We start from the raw sequence: 3548 nt of genomic DNA, 5'->3' as shown, positions 1-3548 counted from the left end.
CCCCGGGGGGGGGGGTCGCCGGGGCCCCCTGCCCCCCCCCCCGGCGGCGGCGGTGGCCCCCCGCGGCCGCGCCGCCTACCCCCCCCCCCCCGGGGGGGCCCCCCCCCGGGTGGGGGGGCCCGCGCTCCGTGGTGCGGGTGGGATAGCGGTCCATGCGTTCCATCGAGTCCGAATCGCGATCGATGGTCTGCTGCAACACTGTCAGTCGCTCCTTCCTGGTCCCCGTGTCTCGCCTTGCCCGGCATCCGGGCCTCCCGCTGCCGGTTCAGCTCGCGGGAACCGCCACCAGCGGATAGACGCCGTTCTCGTCGTGCACCTCCTGCCCGGTGACCGGCGGATTGAACACGCACATCATGCGCATCTGCGTCCTGGCCTCCAGGCGGTGCTTCTCGTGCCCGTTCAGCAGGTACATGCTGCCGGGGCCGAGTGTGTAGACCTGGTCGTTGTCCAGGTCGGTCAGCGTGCCCTCGCCCTCGACCAGCCAGACCGCCTCGATGTGGTTCTGGTAGTGGAAGACGTGGGTGGTGCCTGCCTGGATGGTGGTCTCGTGGAAGGAGAACCCGACGCCGTCGCCGCCGAGGACGATGCGCTTGCTGCGCCAGCCCTCTCCCGCGACGTCGCGCTCGGTGCCGGTGATCTCGGCGGTGGTGCGAACGATCATGCCTGTGCTCCCTTCGTGGTGGCCGAACGGTCCCAGCCGGTGCACACCGAGTCGATGGCGCCGGTCAGAATCCGCAGACCCTGGTCCAATTCGTCGTCGGTGATGGTCAGCGGCGGCAGCAGCTTGACCACCTCGTCGCTCGACCCCGAGGTCTCCACCAGCAGGCCGTGCTCGAAGGCCAGCTGGCACACCTTGCCCGCCTGCGAGGGATCGTCGAAGGCGATGCCCTGCACCAGGCCGCGGCCGCGGGTGGTCAGGCCGGGGAACTGCGCGGCGACCGAGGCCAGCTCGGCGGCCACCCGCTCGCCCTTGGCCTTGGTGGAGGCCTCCAGCGCGCCGTCGGACCAGAAGTTGCGCAGCGCGGCGGTGGCGGTGACGAAGGCCGGGTTGTTGCCGCGGAAGGTGCCGTTGTGCTCACCCGGCGACCACTGGTCGAGCTCGGGCTTGAACAGCACCAGCGCCATCGGCAGGCCGTAGCCGCCGATCGACTTCGACAGCGTCACGATGTCGGGGGTGATGCCCGCGACCTCGAAGGAGAAGAACGGCCCGGTTCGGCCGCACCCCATCTGCACGTCGTCGACGATGAGCAGGATCTCGCGCTCGGCGCACAGGCCGGCCAGGTGGCGCAGCCACTCGGCACGCGCCACGTTCACCCCGCCCTCGCCCTGCACCGTCTCCACGATGACCGCGGCGGGCCGGTCGAAGCCGGAGGAGGTGTCGTCGAGGACGCGCTCCATCCACTGGAAATCGGCGGTGGTGTTGTCGAAGTAGCCGTCGTAGGGCATGTGCGCGGCGTGCACCAGCGGGACGCCCGCGCCCGCCCGCTTGGCGGCGTTGCCGGTGACCGACAGCGCGCCGAGGGTCATGCCGTGGAAGGCGTTGGTGAAGCTGAGGACGGTTTCACGGCCGGTCACCTTGCGGGCCAGCTTGAGCGCGGCCTCCACGGCGTTGGCGCCGGTCGGGCCGGGGAACTGGACCTTGTAGTCCAGGCCGCGGGGCGCGAACAGGGTGTCGCGCAGAGTCTCCAGCAGCTCACGCTTGACCGTGGTCGACATGTCAAGGCCGTGGGTGATGCCGTCGCCGGCGATGTAGTCGATCAGCGGCTGCTTGAGCGCCGGGTTGTTGTGCCCGTAGTTCAGCGCGCCCGCACCGGCGAAGAAGTCCAGGAATTCCTTGCCCTCCTCGTCGCGCAGCCAGGCGCCGCTGGCGGTGGTGAAGACGGTCGGCCACGAACGGCAGTAGCCGCGCACATTGGACTCGAGCGACTCGAAAACGGTGGTATCCGCGCTGATCATCGAATCTCCTTGGTGATAGGCGAAATTTCGTAGAGGTCTTCGGCTTCGTGTTCGTCCGGGAACACCTCCGGCTCGAACAGCGGACGCTTGGTGAATTCGGCGTCCCGGCGCCGGGCCACCGCGGCGAACATCGCGATCGAGGCCGGATTGTCCGGGGAGATCGTGGTTTCCAGAGCGGTCACGCCGAGCGGCGCGACGCGGTCCAGCAAATGTTCGATCAGCGCCGTTCCGGTGCCCCGTCCGCGCTGGCTCGCCGAAACCGCGACCTGCCAGACGAAAACGGTGTCCGGTCGTTCCGGGCGCAGGTAGCCGATCACGAAACCGACGATCTTGTCGTCGACTTCGGCGACCACCGTGGTGCCGGGGAAATCACGGCACCACAACAGATAGGCGTAGCTGGAATTGGTGTCCAGAACCCGGGATTCCTTGGCGAGCCGCCAGATCTCGGCCGCGTCACCCAGCTGCGGCGACCGCATCAGCGCGATGCCGACTCGGTCGGACTGCTCCCACGGTGGCGTCACCGGGCGTGGACGCACCGAGTGCGCGCGGCGGGACGAGGCGGAATGCGAATCGTCGTGCGAAAGCGTCTTGTTCGAAAGCGTGGTGTACGTGGACAAGGTTTGCGGTGACATACAACTCCCAACGGGTCTGTCTACCTATCCAGGTTCACCGCCCAACTTTGCGGTGAATTGGTCGATCACTTTGCGGTTGCGTTACGAATATGTTTCGTAGCCCGGCGACGACCTGGGCAAACGTGACCCTGTCCACACAAATTCACGAGAACGCGCGTGATCCGCGCCTGTCCGGGTAGCCCGGACTAGCGGGGCAGGTCGAGGCGGTAACCGAGCCCGCGCACCGTCACCACGATGTGGGGATCGGACGGGTCGTGCTCGATCTTCGTGCGCAGCCTGCGCATGTGGACGTCGACGATGCGTTCGTCGCCGAAAAAGTTCTCGTCCCAGACTTTTTCCAGCAACTGCGAGCGGCTGAGCACCCGGCCGGGCACATCGGCGAGTTCGCACAGCAGCCGGAATTCGGTGAGGGTGAGTTTGACCTCCTCCTCACCGCGGCGCACCAACCCACCCTCCCGATCGAGCAGCAACGGCGCCTGCTCATCGGCGGCGAGAACGATCTCCCGTGGCGCGTCGCGCTCGGCGGCCAGTCGCGCGCGCCTGCGCAGCGCTCGCATCCTGGCCGAGATCTCCTTGATCTCGAAGGGCTTGGTGACGAAGTCGTCGGCACCGGCCTCGAGCGCGGCCACCACGTCGTGGGTGTCGTCACGGGAACTGATGACGATGATCGGTACGTCGTGGTCGCGGCGGATCTCACGGATGCACTCGAAGCCGTCCATGTCGCCGAGCGTCAACTCGACGATCATGACGTCGGGCGCCCCGCTGGTGCGCAGGCGCGTCAGCGCGTCCTCGCCCTGCTGCGCTTCCGAGACGTCGTAGCCTTCGTCTTCCAGAGCCACCCGCAGTTCCCGGCGGATCCGGTCGTGGTCGGGCACGAAAAAAAAATTAGCGCGAAAAACACCGGCGTAGCACACAATAGGGAACAGGTGTGGGTAAACGACCCGTACCGCAAACAAAACC

The 3548-nt window shown here is 67.6% G+C and carries 5 protein-coding genes; all 5 read right to left on the bottom strand.

What is annotated here, in order from left to right:
• Positions 1-199, bottom strand: a 199-nt coding sequence (locus QH283_RS19005) for a hypothetical protein (RefSeq protein ID WP_280504333.1), incomplete at its 3' end; no start/stop codon positions are given.
• 66 nt (positions 200-265) lie between these two features.
• On the bottom strand, positions 266-661 hold the full coding sequence (locus tag QH283_RS19000; RefSeq protein ID WP_280504332.1) for an ectoine synthase: 396 nt from the start codon (positions 659-661) through the stop codon (positions 266-268).
• Positions 658-1956 (bottom strand): diaminobutyrate--2-oxoglutarate transaminase, encoded by a 1299-nt coding sequence (ectB, locus tag QH283_RS18995; protein WP_280504331.1) that lies wholly within the window; start codon positions 1954-1956, stop codon positions 658-660. Before ectB ends, QH283_RS19000 begins: the two co-directional genes overlap by 4 nt.
• Positions 1953-2432 (bottom strand): diaminobutyrate acetyltransferase, encoded by a 480-nt coding sequence (gene ectA / locus QH283_RS18990; RefSeq protein WP_280504334.1) that lies wholly within the window; start codon positions 2430-2432, stop codon positions 1953-1955. The genes ectB and ectA overlap by 4 nt, the downstream gene beginning before the upstream one ends.
• A gap of 341 nt (positions 2433-2773) precedes the next feature.
• Complete coding sequence (locus QH283_RS18985; RefSeq protein WP_280504330.1) at positions 2774-3463, bottom strand: response regulator transcription factor; 690 nt, start codon at positions 3461-3463, stop codon at positions 2774-2776.
• Positions 3464-3548: the final 85 nt, after the last annotated feature.

Source organism: Nocardia farcinica (assembly GCF_029867845.1).
Classification (GTDB): Bacteria; Actinomycetota; Actinomycetes; order Mycobacteriales; family Mycobacteriaceae; genus Nocardia; species Nocardia farcinica_A.
Note: the sequence above shows the minus strand (reverse complement) of the source record. Positions and strands in the feature narration are given on the sequence as shown.

Bases quoted from the DNA above. Each gene is read 5' to 3' on its own strand.
- QH283_RS19000 (WP_280504332.1), bottom strand. From the start codon at position 661: ATGATCGTTCGCACCACCGCCGAGATCACCGGCACCGAGCGCGACGTC.
- ectB (WP_280504331.1), bottom strand. From the start codon at position 1,956: ATGATCAGCGCGGATACCACCGTTTTCGAGTCGCTCGAGTCCAATGTG.
- ectA (WP_280504334.1), bottom strand. From the start codon at position 2,432: ATGCGGTCGCCGCAGCTGGGTGACGCGGCCGAGATCTGGCGGCTCGCC.